Source organism: Micromonospora arida (assembly GCF_042873195.1).
Taxonomy (GTDB): domain Bacteria; phylum Actinomycetota; class Actinomycetes; order Mycobacteriales; family Micromonosporaceae; genus Micromonospora; species Micromonospora arida.
Window position 1 is genome coordinate 22,437 of record NZ_JBIALC010000007.1, and the last position, 17,588, is coordinate 40,024.

At 72.4% G+C, this 17,588-nt stretch carries 19 protein-coding genes; 10 read left to right on the top strand and 9 right to left on the bottom strand.

Annotated features, from left to right (window positions below):
- Positions 1-41: 41 nt before the first annotated feature.
- On the bottom strand, positions 42-833 hold the full coding sequence (locus ACFYP0_RS20945; RefSeq protein ID WP_355494533.1) for an ATP-binding protein: 792 nt from the start codon (positions 831-833) through the stop codon (positions 42-44).
- Entirely contained in the window at positions 833-1,831 is a 999-nt protein-coding gene (locus ACFYP0_RS20950; protein ID WP_355494532.1) for an SDR family oxidoreductase, read from the bottom strand. The genes ACFYP0_RS20945 and ACFYP0_RS20950 overlap by 1 nt, the downstream gene beginning before the upstream one ends.
- A gap of 224 nt (positions 1,832-2,055) precedes the next feature.
- Here ACFYP0_RS20950 and ACFYP0_RS20955 point away from each other — a divergent pair, with 224 nt between their 5' ends.
- Positions 2,056-3,255, top strand: coding sequence for a glycosyltransferase (locus tag ACFYP0_RS20955; RefSeq protein WP_355494531.1), 1,200 nt, complete (start codon positions 2,056-2,058; stop codon positions 3,253-3,255).
- 82 nt (positions 3,256-3,337) lie between these two features.
- Here ACFYP0_RS20955 and ACFYP0_RS20960 read toward each other — a convergent pair whose 3' ends face one another.
- The 4 genes from ACFYP0_RS20960 to aroA are packed head-to-tail and all read right to left on the bottom strand — an operon-like array spanning position 3,338 to position 7,532.
- Complete coding sequence (locus ACFYP0_RS20960; RefSeq protein ID WP_225855223.1) at positions 3,338-4,192, bottom strand: hypothetical protein; 855 nt, start codon at positions 4,190-4,192, stop codon at positions 3,338-3,340.
- A gap of 59 nt (positions 4,193-4,251) precedes the next feature.
- Positions 4,252-5,070, bottom strand: a complete 819-nt coding sequence (gene hisN / locus ACFYP0_RS20965) for a histidinol-phosphatase (RefSeq protein ID WP_386997246.1) — start codon at positions 5,068-5,070, stop codon at positions 4,252-4,254.
- Positions 5,071-5,098: 28 nt separating this feature from the next.
- Entirely contained in the window at positions 5,099-6,175 is a 1,077-nt protein-coding gene (gene rsgA / locus ACFYP0_RS20970) for a ribosome small subunit-dependent GTPase A (protein WP_091406102.1), read from the bottom strand.
- A gap of 55 nt (positions 6,176-6,230) precedes the next feature.
- Positions 6,231-7,532 carry a 3-phosphoshikimate 1-carboxyvinyltransferase gene (gene aroA, locus ACFYP0_RS20975; protein ID WP_124860796.1) on the bottom strand — a complete coding sequence of 434 codons (1,302 nt, stop codon included), beginning with the start codon at positions 7,530-7,532 and terminating at the stop codon, positions 6,231-6,233.
- A gap of 103 nt (positions 7,533-7,635) precedes the next feature.
- Between aroA and ACFYP0_RS20980 the strand changes: the two genes are divergently transcribed.
- From ACFYP0_RS20980 to rsrA, 5 genes are all read left to right on the top strand, one after another.
- The gene (locus ACFYP0_RS20980; protein ID WP_356976750.1) at positions 7,636-8,346 is read left to right on the top strand and encodes an SOS response-associated peptidase; all 711 of its coding nucleotides are present in this window, start codon (positions 7,636-7,638) and stop codon (positions 8,344-8,346) included.
- A 196-nt stretch (positions 8,347-8,542) separates the two neighbouring features.
- Positions 8,543-8,935, top strand: a complete 393-nt coding sequence (locus ACFYP0_RS20985) for a WhiB family transcriptional regulator (protein WP_091406097.1) — start codon at positions 8,543-8,545, stop codon at positions 8,933-8,935.
- Between the two features lie 51 nt (positions 8,936-8,986).
- Positions 8,987-9,604 carry an alpha/beta hydrolase family protein gene (locus ACFYP0_RS20990; protein WP_356976747.1) on the top strand — a complete coding sequence of 206 codons (618 nt, stop codon included), beginning with the start codon at positions 8,987-8,989 and terminating at the stop codon, positions 9,602-9,604.
- A 234-nt stretch (positions 9,605-9,838) separates the two neighbouring features.
- Positions 9,839-10,663 carry a sigma-70 family RNA polymerase sigma factor gene (locus tag ACFYP0_RS20995; RefSeq protein WP_112583674.1) on the top strand — a complete coding sequence of 275 codons (825 nt, stop codon included), beginning with the start codon at positions 9,839-9,841 and terminating at the stop codon, positions 10,661-10,663.
- A gap of 1 nt (position 10,664) precedes the next feature.
- A complete protein-coding gene (gene rsrA / locus ACFYP0_RS21000) occupies positions 10,665-10,952 on the top strand; it encodes a mycothiol system anti-sigma-R factor (protein WP_030336658.1) in 288 nt (95 codons plus the stop codon).
- A 139-nt stretch (positions 10,953-11,091) separates the two neighbouring features.
- Here rsrA and ACFYP0_RS21005 read toward each other — a convergent pair whose 3' ends face one another.
- Positions 11,092-11,307, bottom strand: coding sequence for a 50S ribosomal protein bL37 (locus ACFYP0_RS21005; RefSeq protein ID WP_373861592.1), 216 nt, complete (start codon positions 11,305-11,307; stop codon positions 11,092-11,094).
- An 80-nt stretch (positions 11,308-11,387) separates the two neighbouring features.
- On the opposite strand from ACFYP0_RS21005, the gene ACFYP0_RS21010 reads away from it, so the two are divergent.
- Both ACFYP0_RS21010 and ACFYP0_RS21015 read left to right on the top strand, forming a co-directional pair.
- Entirely contained in the window at positions 11,388-11,609 is a 222-nt protein-coding gene (locus ACFYP0_RS21010) for a biotin/lipoyl-binding carrier protein (protein WP_196930429.1), read from the top strand.
- Complete coding sequence (locus tag ACFYP0_RS21015; protein ID WP_124860786.1) at positions 11,606-12,115, top strand: GNAT family N-acetyltransferase; 510 nt, start codon at positions 11,606-11,608, stop codon at positions 12,113-12,115. The genes ACFYP0_RS21010 and ACFYP0_RS21015 overlap by 4 nt, the downstream gene beginning before the upstream one ends.
- Before the next feature lie 41 nt (positions 12,116-12,156).
- On the opposite strand, the gene ACFYP0_RS21020 is transcribed toward ACFYP0_RS21015, so the two are convergent.
- A complete protein-coding gene (locus ACFYP0_RS21020) occupies positions 12,157-12,735 on the bottom strand; it encodes a TetR/AcrR family transcriptional regulator (RefSeq protein WP_124860784.1) in 579 nt (192 codons plus the stop codon).
- 110 nt (positions 12,736-12,845) lie between these two features.
- On the opposite strand from ACFYP0_RS21020, the gene ACFYP0_RS21025 reads away from it, so the two are divergent.
- Positions 12,846-14,435, top strand: coding sequence for an MDR family MFS transporter (locus tag ACFYP0_RS21025; protein ID WP_356976743.1), 1,590 nt, complete (start codon positions 12,846-12,848; stop codon positions 14,433-14,435).
- 99 nt (positions 14,436-14,534) lie between these two features.
- On the opposite strand, the gene ACFYP0_RS21030 is transcribed toward ACFYP0_RS21025, so the two are convergent.
- Positions 14,535-16,361: a tetratricopeptide repeat protein gene (locus ACFYP0_RS21030; protein WP_356976741.1), complete on the bottom strand. Its 1,827-nt coding sequence runs from the start codon at positions 16,359-16,361 to the stop codon at positions 14,535-14,537.
- Positions 16,362-16,550: 189 nt separating this feature from the next.
- On the opposite strand from ACFYP0_RS21030, the gene ACFYP0_RS21035 reads away from it, so the two are divergent.
- Positions 16,551-17,582, top strand: a complete 1,032-nt coding sequence (locus ACFYP0_RS21035) for an SIS domain-containing protein (protein ID WP_356976890.1) — start codon at positions 16,551-16,553, stop codon at positions 17,580-17,582.
- Positions 17,583-17,588 lie beyond the last annotated feature (6 nt).

Here is a 17,588-nt window from a genome sequence, read left to right on the forward strand (position 1 = left end):
GCGGTACGTAGCCGAACCGGGCGCCGACGGCGAAAGCCCCGTCAGGAGGCCTCGTCTTCCGGGTCCAGCACACACCAGACGACCTTGCCGTCCGGTACGGCACTGCTGCCCCAGCGACGGGTCACCGTGTCGATCAATAGCAGGCCCCGGCCGCCGGCACGGTTCGGCGGGGAGATCCCGGCGAAGGTCGGTTGACGCGGGGAGTGGTCGCGAACCGCCAGGTGCAGGGTGGTCTCCCGGGGCGCCAGCCGAACCGTCATCGGGGTCCGCGCGTGCGCCACCACGTTGTTGACCATCTCGGTGATCGCGATGCACGCCGGGTCGGTGAGCGTCGGCATGCCCCAGCGTTCGCAGCCGGTGGTGACCAGCTCGCGTGCCTGCCGGGCGGCTCCGACCGCCGGAGCCAGCTCGGCGGTGAGCACCGCCGCCAGTGGCGTCGCCGCCACAGCGGCCAGCGCACCGTCGAGCGTCGGCCAGGCCGGCACTCCGGCGAGCGCGGCGTCCGGATGGGCGGGCCCGTCGACCGCCGGGTCACACAGCAGCAGGTCCGCGGCGGGCCAGTCGGCGACCTCCCGGCGTACGTCGGCGAAGACGCCGCGCCCGGTCGGGTCGACGACCCGCAGGCCGGTCACGTCGGCCACCACCGGGCCGGGCCGGGCCAGCAGACGGGCGAGCAGTGCGCCGCGTACCGCCTCGGCGCTGGCGGCATCGAGCACACCGGTCAGCCGGACCACCGCTGACGACTCGTCGACTTCCACGAGACAGCTCGACATGATCGCCCCATTGTGCGCGCCGGTGACGGTCAGCGCATTCGGGCGCTCGACATCGGCCATCAGCGGTCCGACCGGGAGCGGCGGTTGATGGCCGCCAGGGTGCCGACAGCGGTGCCGGCGGCGGCCAGACCGAACGCGGCGGTCATCCGCACCAACTGCCGCCGCCGACCGTGCCAGCCACCGTCCTGGCGCGCCAGAGCATCGGCGTGGAACACGTTGCCGCTGCTGTCCACCCGGGCGCCCGGGCCGAACTGGGTGCGGTGGGCGTACCAGCCGAGGGTGCGCTCGACCAGCGCGGGCGCCAGCCGCCACTGCAGGCCGATCAGCCGCGCCGCGCCGCCGGCGTACGCCTCGCGGCGGGGCCGGCGCAGCAGCCGGACGATGGTCTCGGCGACCACCTCAGGCGGGTAGATCGGAGGAGGCGGCATCAGCTCCCGGCCGCTGTGGTTGCCGGTGTGCCGGAAGAACGGGGTGTCGATCGTGGCCGGCAGCACGGTGCAGACAGAGATGTGACCGCGACCGGTGACCCGCAGCTCCTGGCGGACCGTGTCGGCCAGCCCGCGGATGCCGTGCTTGGAGGCGTTGTACGCCGACTGGTACGGCATGGCCACCTCGGCCAGCACCGAGGCGTTGTTGACCAGAACACCACCACCGGCGGCGCCCAGGTAGGGCAGTGCCGCCTTGATGCCGTGCACCGCCCCGAGCAGGTTGACCTCCAGCACCCGGCGGAACTCGGCGACCGGGATCTCGTCGAACAGGCCCACGGCGCTCACCGCGGCGTTGTTCACCCAGGCGTCGATCCGGCCGAACTCGGCCGCCGCCTGCTCGGCCAGCCTCCGCACCGACTCCAGGTCGGTGACGTCGGTCGGTACGACCAGCGCCCGGCCGCCCAGCTCCCGGCACCGCTGCGCGACCTGTAGCAGGGCCGGCTCGCTGCGGGCGGCCAGCACGACGGCGGCACCCCGGCGGGCCAATGCGTACGCGGTCGCGGTGCCGATGCCGCTGGACGCGCCGGTGATCACCACGGTCGAATCGTCGAGACTGCGGGTCAGCGGCATTCCTGAGCGGTACCCCCGGCCAGGCCTGGTCACACCGACGACAGCTTGTCGATCATCGTCGAACCGTGCTGTCGCGTGTCACCTGTGCTTGCCGTGGCGCAAGTGTCGGTGGCACTCGCACGGACTCTTCCTGATCTGCCAGGTTTCGGCTCAGCGTCGCGGGGTTAATGGGACGCTCTGACCGGGAGGACCACCGCCGAGGAAAGATCGCAGGGAGGTGACCCATGCGCGTCGGCCTCGTCTGCGCGCACGCCAGTTCCTACCGCCACGCCGACGGCCCGCCGGTCGGCACCCGACAGCACACCGCGAGGGTCGCCGCCGAGCTGGCCGAGCGAGGCCATGACGTCCGGCTCTACGTACGCCGGGACGACCCGACGCTGCCGGCGACGATGAGCGTCGACGGCTACCAGGTGCACCAGGTGCCCGCCGGCCCGCCCACCCCGCTACCCACCGTCGAGCTGATCCCGTACGTGACGGAGGTCGGCCGGTGGCTGGCCGACGAGTGGTCGGGTTCCTGGCGGCCCGAGGTGGTGCACGGGCACTACTGGGTCGGTGGCCTGGCCGCCGCGCACGCCGTTCGGGAGACCGACGTTCCGGTGGTGCAGACGTTCCACTCGCTCGGCATCGAGCAACTGCGTCACCTGGGCGGCCACTACGACGGGCCGGGGCAGCGGATCACGCTGGAGCGCGCATTGACCAGGGCGGTCGACATCGCCGTGGCCCAGTCCAACGACGAGGTCGACGAGCTGACCCGGATGGGTCTGCAACGCAGCTCCGTCGCGTTGGTGCCGGCCGGCGTCGACATCGACCTGTTCCATCCCGACGGCGAGGCAGCACCGCGCGAACAGCGGCCCCGCATCCTCTCGGTGGGCTCGCTGGCCGCCGGGCACGGCCAGGAGGACCTGATCCGGGCGATGCGGCTGGTCGGTGACGCCGAGCTGGTGATCGCCGGTGGGCCGCCGGCCGACCAGTTGGCCAACCACGCCGAGGCACGACGGCTGCGCGAGCTGGCCGAACAGCTCGGCGTCGTCGACCAGGTACGGCTCGTCGGGGCGGTGCCGCACGACCAGATGGCCACCTGGTACCGGTCGGCGGACGTGGTCGCCTGCACGCCGCACTACTCGTCGGCCGGGCGGGTCTCGCTGGAGGCGATGGCCTGCGGGGTGCCGGTGATCGGCTACGCGATGGGCGGCCTGGCGGACGCCGTCGTCGACGAGGTCACCGGCCGCCTGGTGCCCCCCGGTGACGTACGGGCACTCGGAGTGTCGCTGCGCCGGCTGCTCTCCGACAACGCCGGTCGGTTCGCCTACGGGCACGCCGCGGTGGACCGGGTGCGCAGCAGCTACACCTGGGAGCGGACCGCCGGTGCGTTGGAGCGCCTCTACGAACGGGTGGTGAGCCGCCGCAAGCCGGTCGAGGCCTGAGTCGGCGGTGCTGCGACACCTTGGCGCGCCGACCACCGATCGGCCGCGCTGGGCGAGGTCGCCGTGGTGCGGTGCCGGATGGTCAGCCGGGCCGGCCGGCACCGACCATGGCGGGGTCCCGACGGCGTGCCACCGAGCGGTGTTGCTGCGGTTCGGCGTACCGGGTCAGGCCGATCACCGCGGCCAGGGTCACCAGGAAGCCGACCGCGGCCAGCCACTCCCGCCCCGGCCAGATCTTGTCGTTGAGCAGCAGCAGGCCGACGATCGCGGCCGGCACCGCGCCGGCGGCGTCCATCGCGGCGACAGCGGCGGTCGTCGAGCCGCGCTGCATGGCCAGACCGAGCAGCAGCTGGCCCACGATCGAGTGGGCGATCAGCAGGTAGAACAGCGGGTCGGCGAGGAACGCCTCGGCGGACGGCGCGGACGCCAGCGGCCGGGCGGCGACCGCGGCCGAGCTGAACGCCAGCCCGGCCAGTGAGCCGAGGGCCACCGAACCCGGCGCCCCGTGCAGCCGGACGGCAAAGAAACCGAGCACCGCGATCACGCCCAGCGCCACCAGCAGGGCGATCGAGCCGGCGGTGCCGAGCTGCTTCGACGGCGCCGGCCGGGCGGACAGCACCAGCGCGGTGATCCCCGCGAAGAGCAGCGCCAGCAGCACCACCTCCGCCGCCGGCAGCCGCCACTTCAGCACCAGCACCCCGAGGATTGCGGTCACCCCGAGCCCGGCGGCCACGCTGGCCTGCACGAGGAACAGCGGCAGGTCCCGCCGGGCCAGGAAGGCGAGCACGAAACCGCCGATCTGACAGCCGAGACCGATCAGGTACGTCCGGTGCCCGGCGAGGCGCAGCAGCAGGCCCGGATCGAATGTGTGGTGGACCGTGGTGCGGGCCGCCGCCACCGACTGGAGCAGGTTGGCGAAGCCGTACGCGACGATCATCGCCGCGAGAAAACACCAACCGGAGGAGACCACCTGGCGAGGATAGAGGTTGCCGAGGGTCAGCGCTCGGCTGGTCGATCGAGGCGGGCGAGGATGTCGGCGTGCAGCACACCGTTGGTGGCCACCACGCTGCTGTCGGTGCCCGGAGCGCCGGCGGGGGCCGGTTGTCCGGCCAGATCCGTGACCGTGCCACCCGCCTCCGTGATGATCGGCACCAGCGCCGCCACGTCCCACACCGACAACTCCGGCTCGGCCATCACGTCCAGTGCCCCCTCGGCCAACAGCATGTAGCCGTAGAAGTCGCCGTACGCCCGGCTGCGCCAGCTGTCCCGCATCAGGTCGAGCACGGCGTCGAGCCGCCCGGCTTCCTCCCACCCGTTCAGGGACGAGTAGCAGAAGCTGGCATCCGCGACCCCACGCACCGCGGACACGCCGATCCGCTCGCCGGCCGCGGGGCCCGGCCCGGCGTACGCCCCCGCACCCGCGCTGGCCCACCAGCGTCGTCCGAGCGCTGGTGCGGACACCACGCCGACCGCCGGCCGGTCGCCGTCGTAGAGCGCGATCAAGGTGGCCCAGATCGGCACGCCACGGACGAAGTTCTTGGTGCCGTCGATCGGATCGATGATCCACCGGCGGCCGTTCGGGTTGGCCGACGACTGCGCGCCGTACTCCTCACCGAGCAGCCCGTCGGCCGGCCGGTGCTCGGCCAGCAGGGCACGGATCTCCCGCTCCACGGCGGTGTCCGCGTCGGAGACGGGGGTCAGGTCGGGCTTCGCCTCGACGCGCAGGTCGAGCGCGCGGAACCGGGCTGTGGCGATGGCGTCGGCCCGGTCGGCGAGCAGATGGGCGAGGGCGAGGTCGTCGGCGTACCCGGTCATGCCGGCAACCTAGCCCACACCCGTCGGGTCACTCGTCGGGGCCGCGCCGGTCACCCTCGCCGGGGCCGCGCTGGTCGCTGTCGCCGCGCGAGTCACCCTCGCCGGCCCGGGAGGCGAGCAACCGACGGTACGAGGCCAGCCGGCGCGGGTCGGCCTTACCGGCGGCCACCCAGGCGTCCAGCCCACACTCGGCCTCGTCGGCCGTGTGGGGGCAGTTCGGCGGGCAGTCGACGGTGCCCTCGACAAGGTCCGGAAAACCGTGCAGCAGGCTGTCGGCCGAGACGTGCGCCAACCCGAAGCTGCGGATCCCGGGGGTGTCGATGATCCAGCCCGGGTCGGTGTCGATCCCGGGCACCGGTGGCAGCCGCAGCGCCACCGCGCTGGTCGAGGTGTGCCGGCCCCGACCGATCGCGCTGACCACGCCGACCGCGCGCAGCGCGTCCGGAACAAGGCGGTTGACCAGCGTCGACTTGCCCACCCCTGAATGCCCGACCAGCACCGACACCTTGCCGCTCAGCAGCGCGCGGAGCGCGTCGAGGTCGGAGTCGGGGCGGTTGAGCACGTAGGGCAGCTCCAGCTCGGTGTAGTAGCCGAGCACCTCCTCCGGCCCGGCCAGGTCGGCCTTCGTGAGGCAGAGCAGCGGCTCGACGTCCGCGTCGTACGCGGCCACCAGGCAGCGGTCGATGAACCCGGTGCGCGGCGGTGGGTCGGCCAACGCGCTGACGATCACCAACTGGTCCGCGTTGGCCACCACGACCCGTTCCAGCCGGCCCTCGGCGGTGGTCTCGTCGTCGTCGGCGGTGCGGCGCAGCACCGAGCGGCGTTCGGCGATCCGGACGATGCGGGCGAGAGCGCCCTCCGCGCCGGACGTGTCGCCGACCAGGCTGACCCGGTCACCGACCACCACCGACTTGCGGCCCAACTCGCGGGCCCGCATGGCGGTGACGGTGGGCAGCTCGGCACCGACCACGCCGCGTTCGGCCCCGGAGAGCACACAGGTGTAGCGCCCCCGGTCGACGGCGATGACGAACCCGTCGACCGCGTCGGCGTGCTGCGGGCGGGTGCGCGTACGCGGGCGCGACGACTTTCCGGGCCGGACCCGCACGTCGTCCTCGTCGTACTCCCGCCGTTTGGTCGCCAGGACCTGTCCTCTTCTCGCGTCAGCTCTTGCCGGTCACCATCGCTGACCATAGTGCCGGGAACTCGGGCATGGTCTTGGAGGTACACCCCACGTCGTCCACCTCGATGCCCGGAACGGCCAGCCCGGCCACCGCGGCGGCGTGCGCCATCCGGTGGTCGTGGTAGGTGCGGAAGACCCCGCCGCGCAGCGGTCGGGGCCGGATCTCCAACCCGTCCGGTGTTTCGGTGATGTCCGCGCCGAGCCCGCCGAACTCCCGCGCGAGCGCGGCGAGCCGGTCTGTCTCGTGCCCACGGATGTGCCCGACGCCGGTGAACACCGACGGCGAGTCGGCCAGCATGGCCATCGCGGTCAGCACGAGGGTCAGCTCGCCGACGTCGGACAGGTCGGCGGTCAGGCCGTGCACCACGCCGGTGCCACGGACGGTCAGCCCGTTGGTGGTGAGGGTGACCTCACCGCCCATCCGCTGTAGCAGCGAGCGGAGTTTCTCGACCGGCTGCGCGCTGCTGTGCGGCCAACCCTGCAAGGTGACCTCGCCGCCGGTGACCAGGGCGGCGGCGAAGAACGGCACGGCACCGGAGAGGTCCGGCTCGATGTCCCAGCCGCGCCCGGCGAGCGGGCCGGGCTCGACGGCCCAGACGTCGGGGGTGCTGTCGTCGACCGCCGCGCCGGCGGCCCGCAGCATCTGCACAGTCATCCGAAGGTGCGGCGCGGAGGGCACCGGCGGGCCGACATGGCGGACCACGACGCCCCGGTCGAAGCGCGGGGCGGCCAGCAACAACCCGGAGACGAGCTGACTGGAGGCGGACGCGTCGATCACGACCTCGCCGCCGGTGATCCGGCCGGTGCCGAGGACGGTCAGCGGCAGGCTGCCGGTGCCGGTGACGTCGATCCGGACGCCCAACGAGCGCAGCGCGCCGACCAGCGGGCCGAGTGGCCGGGTGCGCACGTACGGGTCACCGTCGAAGGTGACCTGCCCGTCGGCCAGGCCCGCCACCGGTGGCACGAACCGCATCACGGTGCCGGCCAGCCCGACGTCGACGTGGGCAGGGCCGGCCAGCGGGTGCGGTCGGACCAGCCAGCGCTCGTCGTCGCTGATCGAGACGTGTGCGCCCATCGCCCGCAGGCCGGCGGCCATCAACTCGGTGTCACGTGCGCGCAGTGGCCGGGCCAGCGTCGACGGGCCGGCGGCCAGCGCGCTGAGCACCAGGGCCCGGGCGGTCATCGATTTGGAACCAGGCAGGCGCAGCGTCGCCGCCACCGGGTCGGATGCGGTCGGTGCGGTCCACGGCTGCGGCGGCCGGGTCGCGGTCAGGTTGCCCACGGTTACATTCTGCCGTGTCGGCGGGCGGGCGGCGGCGCCCGGCGCTCGTGCTCCCGGTTGGCGGGACAGCCGACGGGGCCTCCGACGCGTTAGCGTGTGCCCCATGTGCGGCAGGTACGCGACGACCCGGAGCTCCGGCGAGCTGAGCGCGCTGTTCGAGTCGTCCGACGACTCCGACGGCCTGGTCCGGGCGGACCACAACGTCGCGCCGACCGACCCGGTGCCGCTGGTCCGGGTCAGCCCGGAGGGGCACCGCAGCCTCTGTGTCGGCCGCTGGGGTCTGCTGCCGCACTGGTCCCGGTCCGCCTCGGGAGCCGCCCGGATGATCAACGCGCGGGCGGAGACGGTGGCCACCAGCCGGGCGTACGCCGGCTCCTTCTCCCGTCGCCGTTGCCTGGTCCCGGCCGACGGCTGGTACGAGTGGGTCCGGCTGCCCGACGGCGGGCGACAGGCGTACTTCATGACCCCCCGGGACGGCTCGGTGCTCGCGCTGGCCGGCATCTGGTCGGTCTGGGAGTCCGACGCAGAGACCCGGCTCACCTTCAGCGTGCTGACCACCGCGGCGCTCGGCGACCTGGCCGAGGTGCACGACCGGATGCCGGTGCTGCTGCCCCCCGAGCGGTGGTCGTCGTGGCTCGCACCGACCGACGAGCCGGGGCGGCTGCTCACTGCGGCGTCGACGGAGCAGTTGGCGGGGTTGGAGATCCGCCCGGTGGGTGCGGCGGTGGGAGACGTTCGTAACGACGGGCCACGGCTGACCGCGCGGGTGGCGGTGGCGCCGACGGTGTCACCGCAGGAGCTGACCCTGTTCTGACGCCGCAGTGCATTGTCGGCCGCCGATTTGCCAGGGTTCCGCGCGATTCGTCTCCTGGCTGTTCAGTCATGTTCCCGGCAGACCCTTGTCCCGGTGTTGTGAAGTGCGATAGAACACAGCGCCGGTAGTGGCTGTCGGTCCGCACGGGGCGGACGACGTCCACAGCTTTTGCCGGTCCCACGGGGGAGGTGGGTGGATGACACGGGCACGTATGCCGCGCCCGCACGAGGTGGCAGCGGCGCGGCGAGATCCGCGACTGCTGCGGGCCGTGCGAGAACGGCGACAGGATGACGCTTGGCGCACCAGAGGAACCTGCCAGAGCGTCGATCCGGAGACATTCTTTCCGGCACCGAACGAGCCGGCGGACGCTGCCGTCGCGCTGTGTCGCAGTTGTGACGTGCAGGGGTCCTGCCTGGCCTGGGCCCTCGACGTCGGTGACTGCCACGGCGTGTGGGGCGGCACCACGCCGCGGGAACGACGGGCGATGCTGGTCGCCTGGCGCGGCGAGGTCGAACCCGATCCGGACGCCATCGACGACGCCGGCCCGCCGGTGCGCGATCGCCTGCTCGCCCTGGTCCCGCTGAGCTGATCGGCGGCCCGGTTCGCACCCGACGCCCGTCCGGCGGCGCAGAATAGGCCGGTGCCAGCCAGCAACGAGATCGACACCCCGCGCGGTCCGGCGTGGATCGACACCGACCTGCCGGTCCGCCCGGCAACCGCCCTGCTCGTCCTCGGGCACGGCGCGGGTGGCAGCGTCGACGCGCCCGACCTGCTCGCGGTCCGGGACGCGTCGGTGGCAGCCGGCCTGGCGGTGGTCCGGGTGACGCAGCCCTACCGGGTCGCCGGTCGACGTGCGCCGGCACCGGCAGGTCACCTCGACGAGGCCTGGACGGCGGTGCTCGCCGAGCTGCGTGCCCGGCACGCCGACGTGCCGACGGTGGTGGTCGGTGGGCGTTCCAGCGGCGCACGGGTGGCCTGTCGGACGGCCCGTGCGGTGGGCGCGGTGGGCGTGGTCGCGTTGGCCTTTCCACTGCACCCGCCCGGCCGACCGGAACGCTCGCGCGCCGCTGAACTGGGCACCGGCCTGCCGACGTTGGTCGTCAACGGCGACCGGGATCCGTTCGGCACGCCGGAGCCTGGACCGGCCGTGCAGGTGGTGAGCCGTCCCGGTGAAACGCACGACCTGCGCCGGGATCCGGCCGGCACCGCCGCCGCCGTTCGCGACTGGCTGTCCGCCCAGGGCTGGGCGGCCAGCTGACCCGTCGCGGCCGGCGCGCCGGGGCGACCGTTTCCGGCGCGCGCACGGGTCGTTGCATCCGATGGTGCCGCCGGCCCGAGCAGGGCCGGTGACACCAGTCCTCCCAGGCCCTTCCTGGTCCCAGCGCCGGCCGCCGTCGGGGCCGGGACCAGGAACGGGGAGGGCCGGCCGGAATGCCCCAGTGGTCATCTCGCGTTACTACCCCCGGACGACTTTTCTGTGAGGGGGTGACCGGTGCCAACCGAGACACGAAGCCTGGAACGGGACGAGCGGGACGCCCGGCAGCTGAAGCGGCTGCTGGATGGCCCGGAGTGGCCCGCGACGGCGGGACCGGGCGGGGTGGGTGCGGTGAGCACGGGCACACCGGCCGGAAGTGAATCTGCGGGCAGGTCCGTGCGCGTATCCTCGGCGGGAAAGCATCCGACGCGAGGGGATGTGCGGTTGACCACCGAGAAGACGGACGAGCGCAGGGCCCGATTCGAGCGGGACGCGATGCCATTCGTCGATCAGCTCTACGCTGCTGGGCTGCGGATGACACGCAACCCGGCGGATGCCGAGGACCTGGTCCAGGAGACGTACCTGAAGGCGTACGCGGCCTTCCACCAGTTTGAGCAGGGCACGAACCTGAAGGCCTGGCTCTACCGGATCCTGACCAACACCTACATCAACTCCTACCGCAAGCGGCAGCGCCAGCCGATCCAGGCGCCCACCGAGGAGATCACCGACTGGCAGCTCGCCGAGGCCGAGTCGCACACCTCGAGCGGGTTGCGCTCGGCCGAGACGGAGGCACTGGACCGGCTGCCGGACAGTGACGTCAAGGAGGCCCTCCAGCAGTTGCCGGAGGAGTTCCGCCTGGCCGTCTACCTCACCGATGTCGAGGGCTTCTCCTACAAGGAGGTCGCGGACATCATGGGCACGCCGATCGGCACCGTGATGTCGCGTCTGCACCGGGGCCGTCGTAATCTGCGCAAGCTGCTCGAGCGTTACGCCGGGGAGCGGGGCTTCAGTGCGGCCCGCTCGGCGAAGGGCTCGACTGCCGCTGCCGGCCGGGAGGTGTGACGTGAGCTGTGGGGAGCCGCACGAGACGGACTGCCGCGAAGTGCTCGCGGAGGTGTATCTCTACCTGGATCTGGAGTGCGCCGACGAACGTCGCTCGCTGATCCGGCACCACCTGGACGAGTGCGGGCCCTGCCTGCGCGAGTACGGGCTGGAGCAGGAGGTGCGGGCGTTGGTGGCGCGTTGCTGTGGCAACGAGACCGCGCCGGATGAGCTGCGTGAGCGGCTGCGCGTCAAGCTCACCGAGCTGGTGGTCTTCGAGACCAGCGACTCCCGTGAGCTGGCCGACTGATCGTCTGAGCTGGCCGACCGAGCGTCGGCACGAGCTGGCAAGACCGGTGGCCCGGGTCGATGTCGACCCGGGCCACCGGTGTACCCGGCCTCGGCCGGGTCGAGCTGAGCGGCGACGGGCAACCGGCCCGTCGACCCGTTCAGGAGTTGGGACGCTTGCCGTGGTTCGCGGCGTTCTTCTTACGAGCCTTCTTCTTCCGGGACTTCTTCGCCATGCTGACCTCCTCGTGATGGGTCGGATCCGTCCTGCGCACGACCTCGGCGCGGATGCGGCCACCGGCGGTCCGGCGTCGGGTCCGACCCGCTGATGGTAGTGCGGTCGACACCCGCCGCCTTCCCCAGGGCGGGCCTGTCATCCCGGCTGTGCCGCTGCCCGCCCATCGCCGGTCGACGCATGATTGGATACATCGGCAGGCACGTCGCGAAGAGGGAGGGCCTGGACATGGCCGAGGAGATCCGCGCCGAGATGGTGGCCAACGTCTGGAAGGTCGTCGCCACTGCGGGTGACACGGTGGCCGAGGGTGACACCCTGGTGATCCTCGAGTCGATGAAGATGGAGATCCCGGTCGTCGCCGAGTCCGACGGTGTGCTCCAGCAGCTCGTCGTCAACGAGGGCGACGTCGTGCAGGACGGTGACCTGATCGCCGTGATCGCTTGACCGGGTTGCGGGTCCGTCCGGCCGAGTCGGTCGACTTCCCGGCGGTGGCCCGGCTGACCGTGGCCGCGTACGAGGCGGACGGTCAGCTCAAGGGCGAGCACGGGTACGGCGAGGTGCTGGCCGACGTGTCGACCCGAGCCGCCAGTGGCGAGGTGCTGGTCGCGGTCGACGAGGTGACCGGGGCGGTGCTCGGGTCGGTCACGTTCGTGCTGCCGGGCACCCCGTTCGCCGAGCTGGCCGGGCCGGGCGAGGCGGAGTTCCGGATGCTCGCGGTCGACCCGGGCGCTCAGGGGCGGGGTGTGGGTGCCGCACTGGTCGAGGCGTGTGTCGACCGGGCGGCCGGGCTGGGTTGCACGGCGGTGGTGATCTGCGTCCGGGCCGGGATGGCCGATCCGGCGCACCGGCTCTACTCGCGGCGCGGCTTCGTCCGTTCGCCGGAGAAGGACTGGTCACCGCTGCCGGGTGTGGACCTGCTCGGCCTTCGGCTGGAGCTGACGCGCGGCTGAGCCGGCAACCGACGGGCCCGGACCGGCACGATCACCCCCGGTCAGGCGTTGGGCCGCGTGCCGATGGCGGCCAGCAGTTCGTCGGCCACCTCCAGGGCGAGCTTGCGGCGTTCGTCGTCGCTGATGTGTGGCGCGCGGACCGCGAACCAGCTGGTGTGCACCGCAAAGATTGACAGCGCGGCGCGTAGCTGGGCGGCGGGGGATTCATCGCCCCGGCAGAGCGCGTCGGCCAGCTCCAACATCCGACCGCGCATCTTCTTACCGGAGGAGAGGCTCTTGAGCGCGGTCTGGTTCTGCTCGAAGAAGCGCATCACCGACGGCTGAGTGCCGTCGAACATCGTGTCGGCGTACCGGGAGATCAGCTCGCGTCGGGTGGCCAGGGTGGCGGGCTGGGTGGCGGCCCAGGCGATCAGTGCGTCCATCCCCTCCAGCCGGTCCTCGACGAAGCTGGCGACGATGTCGTCCTTGCTCTTGAAGTGGTAGTAGAGCGCGGCCTTGGTGACGTTGAGGCGCTCGGCGATTTCCCGGAGCGAGGTCTTCTCGTACCCCTGCTCGGTGAAGAGTTCGAGCGCGACGGCCTTGATCCGTTCCCGCGTTCCGCCGCCTGTGCTCTCGCTCACGCAAACCCTCCAAATGGCTTGACCGTTACTCGTACCCAACTTACCGTGCGGCTAGTAAGGTGACTAGCCGGGCGGCAAGTAAGTACGGCAATCTTCGGGGGAGCTTACCCATGACTCAGGCAACCCAGGCCGGCACGCGACCCAACAACATCCGGGTCGTGCTGTTCGGGCTGATGATCGCGATGATGCTCGCGATGCTCGACAACATGATCGTCAGCACCGCGTTACCGCGGATCGTCGGCGAGTTCGGCGGGCTCAACCACTTCACCTGGGTGGTTACCGCGTACGTCCTGGGCACCACCGTCTCCACCCCGATCTGGGGCAAGCTCGGTGACCTCTACGGCCGCAAGTCGGTCTTCCTGACCTCGGTCGTCGTCTTCCTGGTCGGCTCCGCCCTCTGTGGCATGGCCGGCTCCGGGATGCTCGGCGGCCCAGAGGACGGCATGGTCCAGCTCATCGCCTTCCGGGCCGTGCAGGGCCTCGGCGCCGGCGGCCTCATGGTCGGCGTGATGGCGATCATCGGTGACCTGGTCCCGCCCCGCGAGCGCGGGCGCTACCAGGGCATGATCGCCGGCATCATGGCCATCGCCATGGTCGCCGGCCCGCTGGCCGGCGGATTCATCACCGACCACCTCTCCTGGCGCTGGGCGTTCTACGTGAACCTGCCGCTGGGCGGAATCGCGCTGCTCGTGCTGATCACCACCATGCACCTTCCGAAGTACCGCACCGAGCACCGGATCGACTGGCTCGGCGCCGGGCTGCTCTCGGTCGGCATCACCGCGATCGTGCTCATCACCACCTGGGGCGGCAACGAGTACGACTGGACGTCGCCGCAGATCCTCGGCCTGGCCGTGCTGGCCGTCGTCGCGTTGGTGGCGTTCGGCCTGGTGGAACGCCGGGTCCAGGAGCCGATCCTGCCGCTGGCGCTCTTCGCCAACCGCAACTTCGCGCTGATCTCGGTGATCGGCTTCCTGCTCGGCTTCGCGATGTTCGGCGCGATGAACTTCCTGCCGCTCTACCAGCAGACCGTGCAGGGGGCGTCGGCCACCAACAGCGGTCTGCTGCTGCTGCCGCTGATGTTCGGCATGCTGGTCGTCTCGCTGGTCATCGGCCGGGCGATCACCCGCAACGGCAGGTACCGGGCGTACCCGATCATCGGTGGTGTGGTGATGACCGCGGGCATGGCGCTGCTGTCCATGCTCGACACCGACACCAGCAAGCTGATGTCCTCGCTCTACATGATCGTGCTCGGCGTCGGCATGGGCTTCCTCATGCAGACGTCGATGCTGATCGCGCAGAACAGCGTGGAGCAGAAGGACCTTGGCGCGGCCAGTGGCGCGGCCACCTTCTTCCGGTCGATCGGCGGTTCGTTCGGCATCTCGCTGTTCGGCGCGATCTTCGCCAGCCGGCTGGCCAGCTCCGAGGGCGGTCGGGCGTTCGGTGGCGGCGAGGCCGGCGCCGGGTTGGACCTGGAGAAGCTCAAGGAGCTGCCCGCCCAGGCTCGCGAGGCGGTGCTCGGTGGTCTCTCCGACGCCATCTCGCACGTGTTCCTCTGGGCGGTGCTGTTCACCATCGTGATCCCGGTGCTCGCCTGGTTCATCAAGGAGATCCCGCTGCGCACCGCGAACGAGGCGCCGCCGCAGGCCACCCCGGAGGAAAACGCCGAGGTCGCCCTAGGCAAGGCCGCCCCCGTCGCCTGACCCCGAACCTCCGCGATCTTGCACTTTGTGCGGGTGCATAAGCACCGTTTTCGACAAAACGGCGACAGTAAGTGCAAGATCGCGGGGGTTGGCGGGGAGTCAGCGGCGGAGCAGACGTTGCCAGAGGCGGCGCAGAGGGTTGCGGGGGCGGGGAAGCCGGGGGGAGTGGGTGGCCAGCAGTTCGGTGGCCAGTGCCGCCGTCGCCGGGTCCAACTGCGGGGCGGCGAGCGCCAGGTGAGCCAGCGAGGCGGCGATCGGGACCGGTCGGCTCCGCGCCACGGCAGCCACGTCGGCCAGCCGCTCCGCCACCACCCGGGCCACGTCCGACCGCACCGAGGGGTCCACCCAGGCGGCGGTGACCAGGGCGAACAGTGCCGCCTCGGTGACCCAGTCCTCGACGCCCCAGATCAGATCGAGCAGCACCCGGCGCCGGGTCGAGCCCTCCCACGGCTCGTCGGTGCGGTGGTGCAGCAGCCCCAGACAGGCCCACACCTGCACCCCACGGACCCAGACCGACGGGTCGTGGGCCGCCAGCAGCCGACCCACCGCGTTGGCCGGCGCCGCCGGCGGGTGTACCAGCAGACCGAGCAGGTCGCCCAGGTCGAGGCCGGCCAGGCCCACCGCCGCGTCGTACGCCGCCGGTGGGTGTGCCCACGCCGGGTGGGCGATCTGCCCGATCCGTTCGACCGCGGCCGCCGAGGGCGCCGCCAGCGCGGGCGTGGGGACCGCGTCCGCGTAGTGCCACAACCGCTGAGCGGACTCCCGCCGGGGCTCGCGCGGGTCGGGCTCGGGCGCGCCGACGACCTCGATCCGCAGCCCGGGGGCGGTGGAGATCGCCGTCCCGACCGCGCTCGGCGGGGCGGCGGCGGGTAGGCGTACGGCACCGCCGAGACCGTTGTCGTCATCGGCCACCGCCTGGCGCATCGCGTCCACCAGGGGCCCACCGGCCGGGGTGAGTTGGCCGAGCCAGGGCCGACCCCGGCAGCACTGGGCCAGGTCGCCGTGCTCGTGGCTGTCGTCCGGGTGGTCCCGCACGAAGTCGGCGAGCGCGACCAGGTGGGCGAGGTCGCCGTCGCGCAGGTGCCGCAGGCGGTGAGCGGTGTGCACGGCGCAGTCGAACGACGGATCGCGCGCCAGCGCCCGCTCAATCCACTCCAACGCCTCGTCCAGCCGGCCGATCTCGGCCAGGGTGCCGGCGATGTCCGCGTAGATCGCAAGGTCGTCGGGGTCCAGCTCGACGGCCCGACCGAGGGCCGCGAGGCCGTCGCGGGTCCGGCCCGAGCTGCGGTACGCGTACCCGAGCCACACCTCGCCCATCTTCGAGGGCTGCGCGCGTACCCCTCGGGTGGCCCACCGGACCGCCAGCTCGACTTCGCCGAGGCGGCGGGCCAGCGCGGACGCCGCACCCAGCAGAAGGCCGTGTTCGGGGTGCACGGTGGCCGCGTTGCGGGCGAGGGTGAGGTACGGGGTCAGCGGGGCCCGGCCGATCCGCGGCACCGGGTCGGGCAGTGCGGCGCAGACCTGCATGAGGACGCGGGCGATGTGCTCCGGGTCCAGTCGTTCGGCCAGCTCCGGCGCGGTGACCCAGGGCACGCCGGCCCACTCGGTGCCGGGCGCGTACGACGTCGCCGCGGCCAGCAGCTCCAGCCCTTCGGCGGGGCGTCCGGCGGTGGCGAGGAGGTGGGCGCGGGCGACGACCGCACCGACGAAGGTGTGGTGGTTGATCGGGAAGAGGTCCAGGCCGCCGCCGCTCGTGGCGGCGAGGCGGGCCAGCGTCTCGTGCACCTCCGGCAGGGTGGGGGCCCGTGCCAACGCGCCGGCGAGGTGGCCGGCGGCGTGGTGCAGGTCGCCCTCGTCGAGTGCCAGCCGGGCCAGCGCCAGCTCCTCCGTCGCGGAGAGCGCGGGATCGTCCGTTCCCTCGGGCACGTCGTCCTCTCGTGGCAGTTAGACCGGGCACAACGGGTAAAGCCTAGTTGATATTGAGATCAACTGGTGATCACCTGCGCAGTCCTGCTCGTTCGGTTGCTTAGATGCGCTTAAAAGTGCAAGACTGAGCAAGAATCGCGCGGCAACCGCGCAAGGGGAGGGGTTTCCGTGACACGTGCAGGGGCTGGAATGGCCGCCGACATCGACGAGCAGCCAGCTGGCTACGCGCGTCTGCTCTCCGCTGCCAACGCCGCCGAGATCGCCCGGGTGGCAGCGGTCATCGCGCAACGTCGGCCACGGCACGTGGTCTTCACCGCGCGGGGCACCTCCGATCACGCGGCGCTCTACGGGGCCTACCTGACCGAGATCCGGCTCGGCCTGCCCGCCGGGCTGGCCTCGCCCAGCGTCGTCACCCTGTACGGGGCCCGCCCCGACCTCTCCGACGCGCTGGTCGTCGGGGTCAGCCAGAGCGGCGGCTCGCCCGACCTGGCCGAGGTGCTGCGCGCAGCCCGAGCCTCCGGTGCGCTGACCCTCGCGGTGACCAACGCCCCCGACTCGCCGTTGGTCGACGTGGCCGAGCTGAGCGTCGACATCGCCGCCGGGCACGAGCGGGCGGTGGCCGCCACCAAGACGTACACCGCCGAGCTGCTCGCCCTGCTGATGCTGGTGGAGGGGATCCGGGCCGGCGACGGCGTGCTCCCGAAGGCCGAACGGGAGGCGCTCGACGCACTGCCCGAGCTGGCCACCCGCACCCTGGCCGACGGCACCCCGGCCCAACTCGCCCCGCGCTACCGGTTCGCCCGTCAGTTGGTCACCACCGGCCGGGGGTACGCCTACCCCACCGCCCGGGAGGCCGCGCTGAAGCTGATGGAGACCTCGTACCTGCCGGCGCTCGCCTTCTCCGGCGCCGACCTGCTGCACGGCCCGCTCGCGATGACCGACCCGGAGGTGCCGGTGCTCGCCGTGGTCGGCTCCGGCCCCGGCGGCCGGTCGATGGGTGAGGTGCTGCCCCGCCTCGGCGAACGCCGCGCCGACGTCGTGGTGGTCGGCTCCGCCGACGTGCCGGGCGCCACCCGGCTGGCCGTCCCCGAGGTCGACGAGCGGTACGCCCCGCTGCTGGACATCCTGCCGATGCAGCGGTTGGCGCTGGCCCTGGCGCTCACCCGAGGCGAGGACCCGGACGCGCCGCGCGGGTTGAAGAAGGTCACCGCGACGATGTGAGGCGCG

Bases quoted from the DNA above. Each gene is read 5' to 3' on its own strand.
- ACFYP0_RS21035 (WP_356976890.1), top strand. From the start codon at position 16,551: ATGGCCGCCGACATCGACGAGCAGCCAGCTGGCTACGCGCGTCTGCTC.
- ACFYP0_RS20960 (WP_225855223.1), bottom strand. From the start codon at position 4,192: ATGATCGTCGCGTACGGCTTCGCCAACCTGCTCCAGTCGGTGGCGGCG.
- ACFYP0_RS20980 (WP_356976750.1), top strand. From the start codon at position 7,636: ATGTGCGGCAGGTACGCGACGACCCGGAGCTCCGGCGAGCTGAGCGCG.
- ACFYP0_RS20950 (WP_355494532.1), bottom strand. From the start codon at position 1,831: ATGCCGCTGACCCGCAGTCTCGACGATTCGACCGTGGTGATCACCGGC.
- ACFYP0_RS20985 (WP_091406097.1), top strand. From the start codon at position 8,543: ATGACACGGGCACGTATGCCGCGCCCGCACGAGGTGGCAGCGGCGCGG.
- ACFYP0_RS21005 (WP_373861592.1), bottom strand. From the start codon at position 11,307: ATGACAGGCCCGCCCTGGGGAAGGCGGCGGGTGTCGACCGCACTACCA.
- ACFYP0_RS20945 (WP_355494533.1), bottom strand. From the start codon at position 833: ATGGCCGATGTCGAGCGCCCGAATGCGCTGACCGTCACCGGCGCGCAC.
- ACFYP0_RS20955 (WP_355494531.1), top strand. From the start codon at position 2,056: ATGCGCGTCGGCCTCGTCTGCGCGCACGCCAGTTCCTACCGCCACGCC.
- hisN (WP_386997246.1), bottom strand. From the start codon at position 5,070: ATGACCGGGTACGCCGACGACCTCGCCCTCGCCCATCTGCTCGCCGAC.
- ACFYP0_RS21025 (WP_356976743.1), top strand. From the start codon at position 12,846: ATGACTCAGGCAACCCAGGCCGGCACGCGACCCAACAACATCCGGGTC.